Below are 16,935 nucleotides of genomic sequence, written 5' to 3'. Positions count from 1 at the left end.
GCGTCACCTCGTATAAACTATAAATAGTATTCCAAATCCTTAGTTTTACTCACTAAGTTTAATTTCTCTAATATTTTTTTACGAAGAACTAAGAAATCATCACTTGTCCTATTTCGTGGTCTCCTTAACTTTACATCAATTATTTCTTCTATCTTTCCTGGCCTTGGAGACATTATTATGATTCGATCACTTAAATAGACAGCTTCATCTACATCATGAGTGACTAGAATCATAGTAGTTTCTCTTTCTTTCCATAACTCCAGAAGTTTATCTTGCAGTGCAAATCTAGTAAAAGAATCCAACGCTCCTAAAGGTTCATCAAGTAATAAAACTTTAGGGTTATTTATAAGAGCCCTAACCAACGAAGCTCTTTGAGCCATACCACCTGATATTTGATGAGGATACGATTTTTCAAATCCTTTAAGCCCTGCAATTTCTATATAATGTTTCACTTCATCTTTGTGTTCCTTATATATTTTTCTTGCCTTAAGTCCTACTGAAATATTATCTTCTATATTTGCCCAGGGAAATAGATTTGCTTGTTGAAAAACATATCCTCTTTCATAATTTGTACCCTCTATCTTTTCACCATCTAATAATAATTCTCCCTCTTGAGCCTCATCTAAGCCTGCAATTAGCCTCATAAGTGTAGTTTTTCCGCATCCAGAAGGGCCAATAAATGATATAAATTCACCAGATTTAATTTCAATATTTATATTTTTTAATGCTTCAACCTCATTACCATTTGCATCAATATAAGTTCTATAGACGTTTTTAACAGAAATTGAACCTAATTGTACGTTATTTTCTATCATTTTAACAACCCCTTTTGCCATATTAACACTTTGTCTCTAATTTTAAATATAATTGCCATAACTATTGAAAAAACAATTGCCATTATAACTATTGACGCATATACTTTGGCATAATTAGACCAGCCCTTTGCCCAGTTAATATACCAGCCAAGACCTGCTTTTGCACCAATCATTTCTGATACTACTAGTGTCGCGAATGAAATACCTGTAGCTGTGTATATACCAGTAAATATTGAAGGCATAGCACCAGGAATTGCTACCTTAAATACTAAAAATTCTTCCTTGGCTCCTAATGTTCTTGCTGCTTCGAAATAAGATTTCGGAAGATTTCCAATTCCCGAAGATGTCATAAATGAAACCGGAAACCATACGCAAAGTACTATTAAAAATATTTGTGCGTAAAAACTTGAAGGAAAGATAAACATTACTATTGGAATCCATGCTGTAGCTGGAACAACACCTACTATTTTCATTACAGGAAATAACCAATAATTCCACTGCCTGTACCATCCTATTAATACTCCTGTTGATATTCCTAAAATTGTTCCAATTGTAAAGCCAATAACCAGTAACCTCATAGAATGTCCAGTACTTATTATCAAAGTTCCATAATCCTCTACAATAACTTGAAGTATTTGAGCAAAACTTGGGAAAAATGGTAAGGGAAGTGTATTACTTTTTGTAGTTAACAAGTCCCATACTATTAGTATTATCCCAACTCCTGAATACAGTTGTGCACTATGATTGACTTTAGCTTTAACTTTAGAATTAAATAACGATATTACATTTACCAAAATAAGAAAAACTATCGATGTAGTTAAAAATAACCTATATGGCAATAAAATCACATTTTGTTTAGATGGGATTAAAAAACTAACAAGAAGCACTAAAACAAATATTAAAACATTAATAATTCTCCATAATATTGAATTTGGCTTCCAATAGATAGCATCCAATAGCTTTGACTTCGCATAGCTTTTTTCTTTATCTTTTTTAAAATAAATTACATTCGATAAATTTTTTTGCTTGCTGATATTTGCTTCCTGTAAATTCATATACACAACTCCTATCTACTTTAATTCTTAAAAATATCATAATAAGTATCATTTGCAAATTGTGTTGGATCTGTGTTTTCCTTCAAAAATCCTGTTTTATCTAATTTTTTAACAAAGTAGCTGATATCATCTTTTGCAGCATCTGCAGTATATTCATAGTCATAAGATTTAATTAGTTCTGTTACGAGTTTAACATCATTTGATGCTATATATTTCTTATCAATTTCTATTTGAGCTGCTTCTTCTGGATGCTCTTTTATCCAAGTATCAGCCTTTTGATATGCTCTTGCAATTGCCTTAACTTTTTCAGGGTTTTCTTTTATTTGTTTTTCACTTGCATATAAGAAACAGCAGCTCTTTCCAGCAAATAACGGATCAGTAGAAATATCAGTTAGTACTGTATAACCATTGTTATTAACAGCAAGAGTACCAAATGGATCCCAAGCAGCAAATGCATCAACTTCACCTTTACTAACAGCTTCATTTAATTGATCTAAAGGATAAGGCTTCCAGGTAACTTCTGTTTGAGGATTTATTCCTGCATTAGCCAATACAATTGTAGCAACTGACATTGGAGTTCCTCCTATTTGATCAACACCAATATTTTTTCCTTTAAGATCTGCCGCTGTCTTAATTGGTGAATTTGGTGGAAGTACTATTTTTATACATCCTTTATGCAATCCTCCAATAACTTTTAAATCCATTCCCTGCTGTATTGACGGAAACCACTGAAAATCCCCAGTAGTTACTACGAATTCACCAGTTGCAAGACCAGTTTTATTATCATCTAATGTTCCGCTAACTAGTTCTGCATCTAAACCTTCTTCTTTAAAGAATCCTTTTTCATAAGCTATATAAGCTGGTGCTCCACAAACTGCTCCACTTAGGGCCTGTATTTTTAATTTTCCATACTTATATTCTGCGTTAACTGCTTGCTCAGAGCTTTTTTGACACCCCACAATAAAAGCACTAACTGCCAGCATTAACGATAATGATATTAACCTTTTCAATTTATTCATTTTCTTTTCTCCCCTTAATTAAAATAATTATTTATTCTTTATCTATAAATTTTGGGCTTAATAAGATTTAAATTTGTTTTCCATGTAAGCCTTAAATAAATTTAAGTTATGCTTCAATGCATAGAATTTTTATTGAATATCTAGGCATTATACCACTCCTTTATGTATTATTTTATATGGGCCATATAATTAGACTAAAATATATTATGACTATTAGTATGAATATTAATTTGATGTACGTAAGAAAACAAAAAGGACATATTTCTATAGTAGAAACATGTCCTCTGGTTTTCCAGTCAGATAATATTTATTTCTTATAATTCCTATACATTTAGTAAGTATTTTAAATATATATCACTGCGTATAATTTGTCAATATATAATATTGAATTTTGTTTTTCTAATTATATTAGTTAAGCATAATCAAAATTATCTGTAAATGAGTAAATATTCAATATACAATAAAAGCTGCTTAAACAATAAGCAGCTAAAATTGATTATTTAATTAAATTTAAAACAATTGTATTTATTGCAAAAAGTGCCATAAACAAAACTGTTAATCTTACAAGAACTACTTCTTTAGTTCTAGACTTGTTTTTTGAAAAGAATGTATCTTTTGCACCACCTTGTATTAATCCACTTAGGGCATCTGCTTTACTTGGTTGCATATAAATAGCTATAACAGTACATATTCCTAAGAATACTTCAAAACCCAATAATATATTTTGCATAGGTAACACCTCCATTACTAATCAATGACATCTATCTTTAATAATAACATATTAATTAACTTATTACAACTTTATGTAACTGAAAAAATAAGTAAAATAGTCAATAACATCAAATATTTCACTTATGTTATTGACTATCTTTTTGAATTTATTTTATTAAATAATTATTTAGATTGCTTGATATTGAAAAATGCTTTTTTACCTCTGTATTCAGCAACGTCATCTAATTCTTCTTCAATTCTTAAAAGTTGATTATATTTCGCAACTCTTTCAGATCTAGCTGGTGCCCCAGTTTTTATTTGACCTGCATTTACAGCTACTACTAAGTCAGCTATTGTAGTATCTTCTGTTTCCCCTGATCTATGAGAAACAACTGCTGTATATCCAGCTCTATTAGCCATTTCTATCGCATTTAGAGTTTCTGTTAATGTTCCTATTTGATTTAATTTAATTAATATTGAATTAGCTACTCCAAGATCTATTCCTTTTTCAAGTCTTTCAGTATTAGTAACAAATAGGTCATCACCAACCAATTGTACTCTCTTTCCTAATCTTTCAGTTATAAGCTTCCAACCATCCCAATCCTCTTCTGCCATACCATCTTCGATTGAAATAATTGGATATTTATTAACCCAATCTTCAAAGAAATCAACCATTTCTGCTGATGTTAATGTTCTTCCTTCATGTTCTAACACATACTTACCATCTTTATAATATTCTGATGAAGCAGCGTCAATTGCAATAAATATTTCTTCACCTGCTTTGTATCCTGCTTTATCTATTGCTTCAATTATAACATCAAGAGCTTCTGCATTTGATTTTAAGTTTGGAGCAAATCCACCTTCATCGCCAATACCTGTTGCATAACCTTTATCATTTAAAATTTTCTTTAGAGTATGATATACTTCAGCACACATTCTTAATGCTTCACTAAAGGTAGGAGCTCCAGCTGGCATAATCATGAACTCTTGTAAGTCTACTGAATTATCTGCATGTGAACCACCGTTTAATATATTCATCATAGGCACTGGTAAAACTTTTGCATTTACTCCTCCTATATATCTATATAAAGGCATATCTAACGCATTTGCAGCTGCATTTGCTACCGCTAGTGATACACCTAAAATAGCATTTGCACCTAATTTGCTCTTATTATTTGTTCCGTCTAATTCAATAAGCATTTTATCAATATATGTTTGTTCAAATACATTACAACCAATTAATTCTTCCGCAATAGTTTCATTAACATTTTTTACTGCATTTAAAACACCTTTTCCTAAAAATTTGCTTTTATCTCCATCTCTTAGCTCTACAGCTTCATACATACCTGTTGATGCTCCTGATGGTACTGCAGCTCTTCCTATTGTTCCATCTTCTAAATATATTTCTACCTCTACAGTTGGAAAACATCTTGAGTCTATAATTTGTCTTGCAACTACGTCTACAATTTCTAAATAATCTTTCATTATATCTTACCTCCTCATATTTTAAAATTATATTGAGAATTATTATCAATATAATTATAATACAAAATTTACTAATTTAAAAGCATTTTTTTATCTTACCACAATATTATTAGTAAATTTTTTTATGAATATTCATACTATTTTTCTAATTACGGACTTATTATATTTTTATGCTGATTAAACTACGATTAGAAATTTGTTATAAGTTATTAGCTTAATCCACTTTAAAGGTATTATTGATTTTATTTCCAAATAATGTAATAATATTCTTTGTAAGTAAATTACACTTTTTTTAATAAGGGAGGCTTATATAATGTCAAAAAAAATTATACCTTTACTGATGATATTAGGGGTAACTATTCAAACATTCGTTCCTAATGTAGCTGCTTATGCAGACAATCGTGATTACTATGTAAATGATAATTCTAAATTTTTGGGACAAACTATACCTTCAACTGGCAAGGAACACGGTTGGTACAAATTTCCTGATGGAGGATGGGGTTACTATATTGATTATGGTAAATTGGTAAAAAATGTTTGGATAAATGAAGCTGATGGTGATTATGGAATTGGCAGCGATGGAAAAATGGTCAAAGGCTGGTTCAAAAATTCTATAGATAATAAATGGTACTATTTTCAATCAGATGGTAAAGCGAACAAGGGCTGGTTACAAAGCGATGGTTTGTGGTATTACATGGATAATACAGGAGCTATGTTAACTGGCTGGCAGCAAATTAATCAAAGATGGTATTACTTCAATCCAAAGACTGGAGTAATGGCTGTTAACATTAAAGTTGATGGCTATTACCTATCTGGAGATGGTTCTCTGCAATAATCATCATTTACAAATGGCTCTTCTTTATTTATATAATTTAAATTAGAAGAGCCATCTATTAATGAAGATTATTAATATTTACTATATTAGAATATATTATTAATCAGAACTATCTTAATTTATAACTTAAACCTTGCTTTATTATTCAAATAATGAAAAACGCCCGGATTCACAATATCTTTTAAACTTTAATTCCCATGTTACTGCCGTCTTAGGATCTATTTTCTTTATTCCCTCAAAAAATTCTTCTAATACTCCGATTTTTTTTAATCCTTTCATTAAATGTCTTGGGTAATCAACTTTTCTGCTATATGCTTTTTTAGGATCTATTATCATTAACTTTTCATTACGCGATACATAGATATCCTTACATCTAATATCTAACTTTTTGAATTTAAGTTTTTTTAGTTCCTGAAGTAATTCAAATATATTTTTTATTAGTTTATCACTTAATCCACTTTGTTTTATATGTTTATCAAGTCTTTTACCTTCTACCAAATCTCTAACTACATAAAACTTGCCTCTCTTGTATAGCTTAGGAAAATATTTGGAACCATTAGTTCTAGCAAGAATACTTCCTTCATCAATACAAACCTTTTTCTTTAAAAAAATTTTAATAGCTTTCTTATTTGGCAGTTCATATACTATACCATTATGTCCTTGACCTAAATAATTAGCTTCTCTGAATAATTTTTCTGTAGTTTCATCAAAGTCAGCAGAATATGCAAAGCTTTTTTTCATAATATCAATCCTAAATCTTTTTTATTAATATATTAATTTAGGATTTATTTTATGCAATTTTCTTCAAATAATACTCTATATCTCTATATAAGCCTAAATTCTCAAAAATTTTATTCTAGTTAATTTGTCTTAAAGTAGAAGATAATAATATACTTTTGAAAATATTATGTTGTAAATCTTAATTATCTGTAAATATAGTAAAAAAACCGCCTAAAGCAATTCATAAAATTGTTTTAAGCAGTTTTTATGTTAATTGGATAAATTATTCATTCACTATTAAGTTTTCGCCAGTCATCTCAGTAGGAATTTCAAGACCTAGTTGAGTTAACATTGTTGGTGCAATATCTGCAAGCTTTCCATCATTTAATTTCTTGCCTGCTGTATCATTTGCTACCCAAATAAATGGCACTGGATGAGTAGTGTGGGCAGTAAATGGGTTTCCTGTAGAGAAATCTATCATAGTTTCAGCGTTACCATGGTCCGCAGTAATGAATACACAACCATCCTTTTCTAAAACCTTATCTACAATATTTCCTACACATTCATCAACTGCTTCAATTGCTTTTACAGCAGCTTCAACAATTCCTGTATGACCTACCATATCTGGATTAGCAAAGTTTAAGATTATCATATCATATTTATCGCTGTCTAATCTGCTCAATAACTCTTCTGTTACTTCGTAAGCACTCATTTCAGGTTTTAAGTCATAAGTTGCAACTTTTGGTGAAGGAATTACTTTTCTATCTTCATTTGGATTTTCTTTTTCTACTCCTCCATTAAAGAAGAAAGTAACATGAGCATATTTTTCAGTTTCAGCAATTCTTAATTGATTCAATCCTTTATTGCTTACATATTCTCCAAGAGTATTATTTAAAGTTTGAGGACTATATGCAACATTTACTCCCTCTAATGTTTTATCATATTGAGTCATAGTTACAAATGTAAGATCTAATGTTTCTCTTTTAAATCCATCAAATACTTTATCGTTAATAGCTCTTGTTATTTCTCTTGCTCTATCTGGTCTAAAATTAAAGAATACTACTGAATCTCCATTTTTTATATTTGTAATTGGATTACCATTTTCAGTCACTACTGTAGGTAATACAAATTCATCAGTTTTATTATCGTGGTATGATTTTTCTATAGCTTCTACTGCACTACTTGCAGTTTCACCTTTTCCTAAAACTAATGCATTATAAGCAAGTTCTACTCTTTCCCATCTGTTATCTCTATCCATAGCATAGTATCTACCACTTACAGTAGCAATTTTTCCTACGCCTATTTCAGCTAACATTTTTTCAGTTTTTTCTATAAATTCTTTTCCCGATGAAGGTGGTACATCTCTTCCATCCATAAATGAATGAATATAAACATTTTGAACACCTTCTTTTTTAGCAAATTCCAAAAGTCCTCTTAAATGTTCAATATGTGAATGAACTCCCCCATCTGATAATAATCCCATTAAGTGTAAAGATGCTCCACTCTTTTTAGCATTATCCATAGCTTTTTTAAGGGCTTCATTTTCAAAAAAGTCTCCATCAGAAATTGCTTTAGTAATTCTTGTTAATTCTTGATATACAATTCTACCAGAACCAATATTCAAGTGACCAACTTCTGAGTTCCCCATTTGACCTTCTGGTAATCCTACAGCTAAACCACTTGCTTGTAACTCTGAAGTAGGGTATTTTTCAAATAATTTATCTAAATTAGGTTTTTTTGCTAGACCTACAGCATTTCCTTCTGATTTTGGTGCAATTCCAAAACCATCTAATATCATTAACATAACAGGTTTTTTTGACATCGTCCTATCCCTCCATATACTTTTGTTAAAAATCATAATATTTATTCTAATTATTCTAGTTTTAAATCATTATTAATATATAGGATTTTAATAGAATTCTCTATATTAAATATTATCATTTAATGTATTTTACATACTATTAATCATATAAATTATATTATTTTTTTATACTTATTGCAACTTATAAGGCACATGAAAATAAATAACAAGTTCAAAGTGGCCTTGTTATTTTTTGAATACGCCTAAAGTCTTGAAGCTGCTTTATTACAAAAAGACTATAAACATAGTGTTTATAGTCTCCTTTGCTATAATTAATCTTATTAATAGTTAACTATTGCAGCAAAATCTGCTGGAACTAAACTAGCTCCACCAACTAAAGCTCCATCTATATCTGACATTTCCATTTGAGCTTTTATTGTGTTTGGTTTAACTGATCCGCCATATTGAATTCTAGTCTTTTCAGCAGATTCTGATCCGTACATTTCAGCAACCATAGCTCTTATTGCTTTAATTGTATCATTTGCTTGTTCATCTGTAGCTGTTTTACCTGTTCCAATTGCCCAGATTGGTTCATAAGCAATAACAAGTTTTTCAACTTGTTCATTAGTTAATCCAGCTATATCAGCCTTTATTTGTGCTTCTATAACTACATTAGTAGTTCCGTTTTCTCTTTGTTCTAATGATTCTCCACAGCAAAGGATTGGAGTAATATTATGCTCGAAAGCTTTTTTAACTTTTTTATTTAATGCTTCATCAGTTTCATTGAAGTATTCTCTTCTTTCACTATGTCCTAAAACAACATATTCAACTCCTAAAGCTTCTAGCATTCCTGGAGAAACTTCTCCTGTAAAAGCTCCACTTTCTTCAAAGTGCATATTTTGTGCTGCAACCTTAATGTTTGATCCAGCTGCTGCTTTCTTTACAGCATCTAAACATACAAAAGTAGGGCATACAACAACATCACATGTTGCATCCTTAACTAATGGTTTTAATTCTTCCACCATTTTAACTGCTTCTTCAACAGTTTTATTCATTTTCCAGTTTCCTGCGATAATTGCTTTTCTCATCTTATTCACCTCATAATTTTATTTAAATTTATTAAACAAAAAATTCTTCTACAAAATATAAGCTTAAGGAAAGTGATCAAGTTCCCTTAAGCTTAGTATATATCCGCTAGAATTCATAAATTTATTCTTAAAAGCTGAATCCTTGGCCTTAGATTCATCAAATCCCGTCGAATTTGTCTCCTAGAAATCAATTTACTCTTCTCTCAGTATATAGGTATTCATTCTTCAAAGAATTTATAATTTAATAAAATTTATAAATTTCTTTTTAAAATATTGCTTACTTAAGGCTAATTATTTTGAAATTAGTCATTTAATGCAGCGATTCCTGGTAATACTTTACCTTCTAAGAATTCTAATGATGCTCCACCACCAGTTGAAATGTGAGTCATCTTATCTCCGAATCCTAAAATGTTAACAGCAGCAGCTGAATCTCCACCACCAATTATAGTTGTTGCATCAGCATCAGCCATAGCCTTAGCTACCGCAATTGTTCCTTTATTGTAGTTTTCAAATTCAAATACTCCCATAGGTCCGTTCCAGATAACAGTCTTAGCATCTTTAATAGCTTCAGCATATATAGCTTCTGTCTTTGGTCCAATATCTAATCCCATGTTTCCAGCAGGAATATTTTGATCTTCAGTTACTGTAGCTTCAACATCTTTAAATTCTGCAGCAACTCTGTGATCTACTGGTAATAAGAACTTAACGCCTTTTTCTTCAGCTTTAGCTATCATTTCTTTAGCATAATCAAGTCTATCTTCTTCAACTAAAGAAGTTCCGATTTCATACCCTTGAGCTTTTAAGAATGTATAAGCCATTCCACCACCAATTATGATAGTGTTAACTTTATCTAAAAGATTGTTAATAACAGCAATCTTATCAGAAACTTTTGCACCACCTAAGATAGCAACGAAAGGTCTTACAGGATTTTCAACTGCATCTCCTAAGAATTTTAATTCTTTTTGAATTAAGTATCCACATACTGCAGTATCAAGATAATCAGTTACACCAACTGTTGAACAGTGGGCTCTGTGAGCTGTACCAAATGCATCATTAACAAATACATCAGCTAATGAAGCTAATTCTTTTGAGAATTCTGGGATGTTTTTAGATTCTTCTTTTCTGCATCTTGTATTTTCTAATAATACAACATCTCCATCTTTCATATCAGCAACAGCTTTTTTAGCGTTTTCGCCGACAACTTCTTCATCTCTAGCAAAAACTACTTCTTTTCCAAGCATTTCGCTTAATCTTGTAGCAACTGGTGCTAATGATTTTGAAGCATCTTTTCCTAAATGTGAACAAAGGATAACCTTTGCACCTTTTTCAACTAAATATTTGATAGTTGGAAGAGCTCCTACTAATCTGTTTTCATCAGTTATAACTCCATCTTTTAATGGAACGTTAAAGTCACATCTTACTAATACTTTTTTTCCGCTTACTTCAATATCTTCAATTGTTTTTTTATTGAAATTCATTTATTTTCACCTCTAAAACTTATTTTTATTCCTTATTTAAAATAGTCTGGCTTTATAGCCTTATACTACAAAACCAGACTTATTTACTTTAATAACATAAATTTGCGCTTTTATGCTTTAAATATGGTTTAAATTACTTTAAGTTAGCGAAGTATCCTAAAGTTCTGATTAATTGGTTAGTGTATGACATTTCGTTATCATACCAAGAAGCAACTTTAACTAATTGTTCTCCGTTAACTTCCATAACTTTAGTTTGTGTAGCATCGAATAATGATCCGAAGCTGCTTCCTATAATATCACAAGAAACTATTGGATCTTCAGTATATCCGAAAGATTCAGTTGCAGCTTCTTTCATAGCTGCGTTGATTTCGTCTGCAGTTACTTTCTTTTCTAAAGTACAAACTAATTCAGTTAATGAACCAGTGATTGTTGGAACTCTTTGAGCTCCTCCATCTAATTTACCAGATAATTCTGGAATAACTAAACCGATAGCTTTAGCAGCACCAGTTGAGTTAGGAATGATAGAAGCTGCAGCAGCTCTAGCTCTTCTTAAATCACCATTTCTGTGTGGAGCATCTAAAGTATTTTGATCGTTAGTGTAAGAGTGGATTGTAGTCATGAAACCTTTTGTTAATCCAAATTTATCGCTTAATACTTTAGCGAATGGAGCTAAACAGTTAGTAGTACATGAAGCACCTGAAATAACTGTATCATCTGCTTTTAATATATTGTGGTTTACGTTGTAAACTACTGTTGGTAGGTCATTTCCAGCTGGAGCTGAAATAACAACTTTCTTAGCACCTGCTTCGATATGAGCTGAAGCTTTTGCTTTTGATGCAAAGAATCCAGTACATTCTAAAACGATGTCTACATTTAATGCTCCCCAAGGTAAGTTTGCTGGGTTAGAATCAGCAGTTACTTTGATTTCCTTTCCGTTTACTACGAAAGCTCCTTCTTTAACTTCGATTTCTCCATCGAATTTTCCTTGAGCTGAATCATATTTGAATAGGTGAGCTAACATTTTAGCATCTGTTAAATCGTTGATTGCAACCACATTAAATTCAGGGTTGTTAATCATTAATCTTAAAGCTAATCTTCCTATTCTTCCAAAACCATTAATTGCTACGTTTACCATTACAATTACCTCCTAATAATGCTTTTCTTTTTTTATAAAAATAAATTTTACAAACAAATTTAATAACCGAATTGATTCTTTAATATATTAATTATACCTTCAGCCGCAGCCTCATCTGTAACTAATACACCGCCAAAATCATTATATTCAGTTGCTATAATAGACTCAACTTTATTCTTCCCACCTGCTACTGCAATATGTGTTTTTATTTTTCTTGCTTCATTAATTTTTATTCCAATTGCGGTAGTTTCTGAGATTATTTTAGAGTCTTTATTGAAATAACATCCAAATGCTTCTCCAACAGCTCCATTATTTATTAAGTTATCTATTTCTTGCTGAGGAACACCTCTTTTTCTAGCCATTTGTACAGCGTTACCTATACCATAAATTAGAACATCTGCTTTATGAATAGTATCTATTACAACTTTTACAGCTTCTTCTTTAAGCAAGGTATCTATTATATCCAAGCTTAAATTTTCCGAGATGTGAAGCATTTTATAAGTACCATTTAACTTTTTTGCTAAAGTGGCAGCTAACGTATTTGCCTGGGTTTCAACTTTTTTACCCATTCCGCCTCTTGCTGGTACTACTTGTATATGAGATAAACTTGTTATTTTAGGAAATGCTTCTACAACTTCTTTTAATGTACTTCCTCCTGTTAAAGCTATAATAGAATTATCTTCTAAAACATCTTTAACATAATTAGCACAAGCCTTTCCCAAATCCTTTAGGACTAGAGGATTTTCTTCTACGTCTCCTGGGACTATTATTACTTTTTTTAGATTAAGAAAAGATTCTATTTTCTTTTCTACTTCTGATAGACCTTTTATTTCATGAATAAAATCGTTTAATTTGTGTATAATTTCCACGCCTTCACTTGTAACTGTCATTCCAGAAGTATTTATCTCAATTAAACCTTGCTCCTTTAAAAAACCTATCTCTGTTCTCACTGTTCTTTCACCAACATTTAGCATATCGGCTAGGACTCTTCTCCCAATAGGTTGATTATGAAAGATTGTTCTGAGTACGTTATACCTTTTCTCTAATGTATTTACAAGCTCAGGAACTATCTTCTTTTGTAATTCTAATATTTCCTGCAACTCAAACACTCCCTTGGTCACTACGTGTCCCATACTATTTCTTTATGTCCCACATTTATTATTATAAAACACCTTTTTAAAATTTTAAAGTCTTTATCGAAACTTTTTTTATAATATTTCAAAAAAAACAAAAAAACACTAACAGAATTAATTATTAGTAAACTTTTTTGTAATACTATACATTATTGCATAATCCAGTTTATATCATAAATTTAATCTAAAAATTTTAACCTTGGCTTCCATAATAATACTAATACCTTAAATTATTAATTTCAATTGTCATAATTTGCTCACCCATACATTTTCCATAAAACTGATTAATTCTATTAAATGAAATGGTAATTAAATAATGACAATTGAAATTTAATTATAAAAACTTTATAATCTTTCATTAGAAAATATTTAGCTTAATATATTACTACAATCTTTTTCTCATTGAAGAAGATTTTATTCCTAACTCCTCTCTATACTTAGCAACTGTTCTACGTGAAATACTCATTTTTTTCTCAGCTAACATGGAACTTATTATTTGATCGGAAAGTGGCTTATTTTTATTCTCTTCATCTATTATCTTTTTTATTTCATTTTTTATTTTTACAGTTGCCATATCATCGTCATTGTTCGAAGATAAGCCACTTGCAAACAAATCTTTTATTTTTATTGTACCAAAACTAGTTAATACATATTTATCTTTAATTGCTCGACTTACAGTTGACTCATGAAGATTAATTATTTCCGCAACTTCTTTTAATGTTAGCGGTTTTATATGTTGTTTACCAAACTTAAAAAAATCCCTTTGTTTATCAACCAGACATTCTAAAACTCTAAATAATGTATTTTTTCTTTGCTCAATGGATTTAATTAAAAATAATGCTTGATTAATTTTATCTTTCACATAAGCATTTGTTTCACTATCCTGATTATTTTGCAAAACATCTCTATAAGTTTTATTAATCATAAGCCTTGGCAAAACATTTTCATTCATTAATATAAAAAATTCACCATCTACATTTTTAATTTCAGCATCCGGTATTATATAGTTAACCTCTTCCCCTGTATAAAATCCTCTTGAAGGCTTAGGTTCTAATTTCTTTATTAAATCTCCATATCTTTGAGCTTCTCTTGGTGTAATATTTAAATCTTTGGCAACTATCTCATACTTGTTTTCCGCAACATTTTCTAAATGATTTAAAATTATTTTCTCTATTATGTTATCTAAAATATTTAATTTTAAACTCTGAATAAGCAGGCATTCTTTAATATTTCTGGCTCCTATACCATATGGTTCCAATGTCTGGACTATTTTCAATGCCTTTTCAACTACTTCCTCTGGTATCCTCAATTCTTCTGAAAGCTCCTCTATTGGAATTTCCAAATATCCTCTGTAATCTAATGACTCAACAATATATCTACATATACTTAGCATAAACTGATCTTCATTTGTCTCTACTAACTGCTCTTGTAAGTAATCCTTTAATGATACTTTTTTTTCAATAAAATTTAATGGTGAAACGTCCTCATTAGAATAATTTATTTCTGATTTATCCCTATAATTCTCGGAGTATAACTCTTCAATTATTTTTTTATGATCATATCTATCTTCTGTACTCATTTCTCCATTCATATGCATATCATCATATGAACTCATTTCTTCATTAACTTCTAAAACTGGATTTTCTGAATACTCATTATCAATATATTCTCTCAGATCATGAAGAGACATTTGTAAAAGTTTTATAGATTGCTGCATACTTTGTGTTAATATCATTCTCTGTTCCTGGGTCATCTTCATGTTATAATCCAAATTCATAATTTTCCTCCTCATAAATTTATGTACTTCATTCTAATTAAACGTATTCATTGTGGTTGCTTGTGCCTAAGAATAAATCTTTTTTATAGTATACTCCGTCTACTCATAATATTGCAAGTCCACTATAATTCTACAATAAACAGTTCCAAGTTTTTCCTTGATATATATAGCATTTTAACACTACTTAAATTCTTCTGTATTATAATTATGTGTTGATTTTTATATTTAATTACTAAATTTAAAAACATGCTTTATAGTATAAGTATACGCATAAAAGCATGTCTTTATTTTATTCTATTTTGTTAAAAATACCAATCCACAGCAACCAGGTCCAGAATGTATACATACTGTTGATCCAACAGGACACTCAAGATAATTAAAATTATTATTTTTCAAATATTCTCTAAGTAATTCCGTCAATTCAGCATTATCTACATCAATTAATAACACCGGCATTTCATCATCTAAATTTGAATTTTCCAAGTCACTAATAATTTTTTTAATTGCTTTTTTATTACCTCTTATTTTATCTTTAACAGACATAATCCCATCTTTTATCTCAAGTATCAACTTAATTCCCAGCATATTACCAACTGCACCAGCAGTTTTAGAAATTCTTCCACCTCTTACAAGATACTCCAACGAATCAAAATAGACTGATAGCTTTACATTATTTCTACTTCTATTTAATTCTTCCTGTATTTCTAGCAGATTATATCCTTTTTCTCTAAGTTTAGCTGCTTTTAAAACTAAAATTCCAAGTGCTGCTGTAACATTTTGTGAATCTACTACAATAATATCTTCACTTTCTATCATTTCTTTGGCAATAAATGCAGATTGATATGTTCCACTCATAACTGAAGACATATGAATTGATATAATTTTGTATCCTTCATTTAAGTATTTCTTATACACTTCAATAAATCTATTAGGCGTGACCTGAGCCGTAGTTGGAAGTATATTTTCACTTTTTATTCTTTCAAAAACTTCACTGGTGCTTATTTCAACTCCATCTAGGTAACTGTCTTCGCCAAAATTAATTAATAATGGTAATACTTCAATATCGTACTTCTCATATATCTCTTTACATAAATCAGCAGTACTATCAGTAATGATTTTTATCTTTTCCATATATCTTCATTCCTCTACATTTATTTCATATTAGGAAATCCTATCTGCCTTAAAGCCTCATAAGCAACTATAGCTACTGTATTAGATAAATTTAAACTTCTAGCACTTGACTTTATCATAGGAACTCTAAATCCACTATGCCTATGATGAACTTCTTGTGGAACTCCACTTGACTCTCTTCCAAACATTATAAAATCCCCTTCTTTAAAGGAAACTTCATCAAAATGTTTATCTGCATGAGTAGTAGATAAGTATATTGTATTATGTCCATACTTATTCATGAAATCTTCGTAACTCTCATGTATTTCTAACTCTAAATCCTTCCAATAATCTAATCCCGCTCTTCTTACTTGTTTTTCGTTTATTTCAAAGCCTAAAGGTTTTATTAAATGCAATTTACTATTTGTAAGAACACAAGTTCTTGCAATATTTCCAGTATTTTGCGGTATTTCAGGCTCATATAATACTATATTTAAATTCAAAATTCCACCTTCTCCTATTTTGGTACAAAAAGATTAGTCTACTTTTATTTTAAAATTATACTATATGGTTCATAACAAGTCAAAAATATTCATTTTATGCTTATAATAACTCTGAATCTATATTTCCTTAAACACATAAAAGGAAATTACAGGTACAAAATGTCCCAATTATTTTTTTGGTTGTGCCGTACTTTTAAATAAAGCTTATTCATTATCTTAACATTTTATACTCAAAAAATCGAAAGCATATTTTCTTTTAAAATAAGACCT

General features: G+C 30.0%; 15 protein-coding genes. 1 reads left to right on the top strand and 14 read right to left on the bottom strand.

Annotated features, from left to right (window positions below; all coding sequences use genetic code 11):
• Positions 1–17: 17 nt before the first annotated feature.
• The 5 genes from COL3_RS04195 to eno all read right to left on the bottom strand — a co-directional run bounded on the left by COL3_RS04195 (position 18) and on the right by eno (position 5,085).
• Positions 18–815, bottom strand: a complete 798-nt coding sequence (locus COL3_RS04195; RefSeq protein WP_099716560.1) for an ABC transporter ATP-binding protein — start codon at positions 813–815, stop codon at positions 18–20.
• Positions 812–1,870: an ABC transporter permease gene (locus tag COL3_RS04190; RefSeq protein WP_008418171.1), complete on the bottom strand. Its 1,059-nt coding sequence runs from the start codon at positions 1,868–1,870 to the stop codon at positions 812–814. The genes COL3_RS04195 and COL3_RS04190 overlap by 4 nt, the downstream gene beginning before the upstream one ends.
• A gap of 20 nt (positions 1,871–1,890) precedes the next feature.
• Entirely contained in the window at positions 1,891–2,889 is a 999-nt protein-coding gene (locus tag COL3_RS04185; RefSeq protein ID WP_008418172.1) for an ABC transporter substrate-binding protein, read from the bottom strand.
• A 496-nt stretch (positions 2,890–3,385) separates the two neighbouring features.
• Positions 3,386–3,619, bottom strand: a complete 234-nt coding sequence (gene secG / locus COL3_RS04180) for a preprotein translocase subunit SecG (RefSeq protein ID WP_008418180.1) — start codon at positions 3,617–3,619, stop codon at positions 3,386–3,388.
• Positions 3,620–3,783: 164 nt separating this feature from the next.
• Entirely contained in the window at positions 3,784–5,085 is a 1,302-nt protein-coding gene (eno, locus tag COL3_RS04175; protein ID WP_008418181.1) for a phosphopyruvate hydratase, read from the bottom strand.
• A 313-nt stretch (positions 5,086–5,398) separates the two neighbouring features.
• Between eno and COL3_RS04170 the strand changes: the two genes are divergently transcribed.
• Positions 5,399–5,920, top strand: a complete 522-nt coding sequence (locus COL3_RS04170; protein WP_008418182.1) for a cell wall-binding protein — start codon at positions 5,399–5,401, stop codon at positions 5,918–5,920.
• Between the two features lie 141 nt (positions 5,921–6,061).
• On the opposite strand, the gene COL3_RS04165 is transcribed toward COL3_RS04170, so the two are convergent.
• The 9 genes from COL3_RS04165 to COL3_RS04125 form a co-directional block, all read right to left on the bottom strand.
• Positions 6,062–6,661: a hypothetical protein gene (locus COL3_RS04165; protein ID WP_008418184.1), complete on the bottom strand. Its 600-nt coding sequence runs from the start codon at positions 6,659–6,661 to the stop codon at positions 6,062–6,064.
• Positions 6,662–6,923: 262 nt separating this feature from the next.
• Positions 6,924–8,462: a 2,3-bisphosphoglycerate-independent phosphoglycerate mutase gene (gpmI, locus tag COL3_RS04160; protein ID WP_008418187.1), complete on the bottom strand. Its 1,539-nt coding sequence runs from the start codon at positions 8,460–8,462 to the stop codon at positions 6,924–6,926.
• Between the two features lie 320 nt (positions 8,463–8,782).
• On the bottom strand, positions 8,783–9,529 hold the full coding sequence (tpiA, locus tag COL3_RS04155) for a triose-phosphate isomerase (RefSeq protein ID WP_008418189.1): 747 nt from the start codon (positions 9,527–9,529) through the stop codon (positions 8,783–8,785).
• 302 nt (positions 9,530–9,831) lie between these two features.
• Positions 9,832–11,007: a phosphoglycerate kinase gene (locus COL3_RS04150; protein ID WP_008418192.1), complete on the bottom strand. Its 1,176-nt coding sequence runs from the start codon at positions 11,005–11,007 to the stop codon at positions 9,832–9,834.
• Between the two features lie 133 nt (positions 11,008–11,140).
• On the bottom strand, positions 11,141–12,142 hold the full coding sequence (gene gap, locus COL3_RS04145; protein WP_008418194.1) for a type I glyceraldehyde-3-phosphate dehydrogenase: 1,002 nt from the start codon (positions 12,140–12,142) through the stop codon (positions 11,141–11,143).
• Between the two features lie 59 nt (positions 12,143–12,201).
• On the bottom strand, positions 12,202–13,275 hold the full coding sequence (locus COL3_RS04140; protein ID WP_099716559.1) for a sugar-binding domain-containing protein: 1,074 nt from the start codon (positions 13,273–13,275) through the stop codon (positions 12,202–12,204).
• Positions 13,276–13,660: 385 nt separating this feature from the next.
• A complete protein-coding gene (gene rpoN / locus COL3_RS04135; protein ID WP_008418197.1) occupies positions 13,661–15,052 on the bottom strand; it encodes an RNA polymerase factor sigma-54 in 1,392 nt (463 codons plus the stop codon).
• A 294-nt stretch (positions 15,053–15,346) separates the two neighbouring features.
• A complete protein-coding gene (locus tag COL3_RS04130) occupies positions 15,347–16,183 on the bottom strand; it encodes a DegV family protein (RefSeq protein ID WP_008418198.1) in 837 nt (278 codons plus the stop codon).
• A 20-nt stretch (positions 16,184–16,203) separates the two neighbouring features.
• Entirely contained in the window at positions 16,204–16,665 is a 462-nt protein-coding gene (locus COL3_RS04125; RefSeq protein ID WP_008418200.1) for a tRNA (cytidine(34)-2'-O)-methyltransferase, read from the bottom strand.
• Between the last annotated feature and the right edge of the window lie 270 nt (positions 16,666–16,935).

It is taken from the genome of Clostridium sp. LS (genome assembly GCF_002760435.1).
In the GTDB taxonomy this organism is placed as follows: Bacteria; Bacillota; Clostridia; order Clostridiales; family Clostridiaceae; genus Clostridium.
This window is presented reverse-complemented; position numbering and strand designations above follow the sequence as displayed.

Bases quoted from the DNA above. Each gene is read 5' to 3' on its own strand.
- COL3_RS04195 (WP_099716560.1), bottom strand. From the start codon at position 815: ATGATAGAAAATAACGTACAATTAGGTTCAATTTCTGTTAAAAACGTC.
- COL3_RS04190 (WP_008418171.1), bottom strand. From the start codon at position 1,870: ATGAATTTACAGGAAGCAAATATCAGCAAGCAAAAAAATTTATCGAAT.
- COL3_RS04185 (WP_008418172.1), bottom strand. From the start codon at position 2,889: ATGAATAAATTGAAAAGGTTAATATCATTATCGTTAATGCTGGCAGTT.
- secG (WP_008418180.1), bottom strand. From the start codon at position 3,619: ATGCAAAATATATTATTGGGTTTTGAAGTATTCTTAGGAATATGTACT.
- eno (WP_008418181.1), bottom strand. From the start codon at position 5,085: ATGAAAGATTATTTAGAAATTGTAGACGTAGTTGCAAGACAAATTATA.
- COL3_RS04170 (WP_008418182.1), top strand. From the start codon at position 5,399: ATGTCAAAAAAAATTATACCTTTACTGATGATATTAGGGGTAACTATT.
- COL3_RS04165 (WP_008418184.1), bottom strand. From the start codon at position 6,661: ATGAAAAAAAGCTTTGCATATTCTGCTGACTTTGATGAAACTACAGAA.
- gpmI (WP_008418187.1), bottom strand. From the start codon at position 8,462: ATGTCAAAAAAACCTGTTATGTTAATGATATTAGATGGTTTTGGAATT.
- tpiA (WP_008418189.1), bottom strand. From the start codon at position 9,529: ATGAGAAAAGCAATTATCGCAGGAAACTGGAAAATGAATAAAACTGTT.
- COL3_RS04150 (WP_008418192.1), bottom strand. From the start codon at position 11,007: ATGAATTTCAATAAAAAAACAATTGAAGATATTGAAGTAAGCGGAAAA.
- gap (WP_008418194.1), bottom strand. From the start codon at position 12,142: ATGGTAAACGTAGCAATTAATGGTTTTGGAAGAATAGGAAGATTAGCT.
- COL3_RS04140 (WP_099716559.1), bottom strand. From the start codon at position 13,275: ATGGGACACGTAGTGACCAAGGGAGTGTTTGAGTTGCAGGAAATATTA.
- rpoN (WP_008418197.1), bottom strand. From the start codon at position 15,052: ATGAATTTGGATTATAACATGAAGATGACCCAGGAACAGAGAATGATA.
- COL3_RS04130 (WP_008418198.1), bottom strand. From the start codon at position 16,183: ATGGAAAAGATAAAAATCATTACTGATAGTACTGCTGATTTATGTAAA.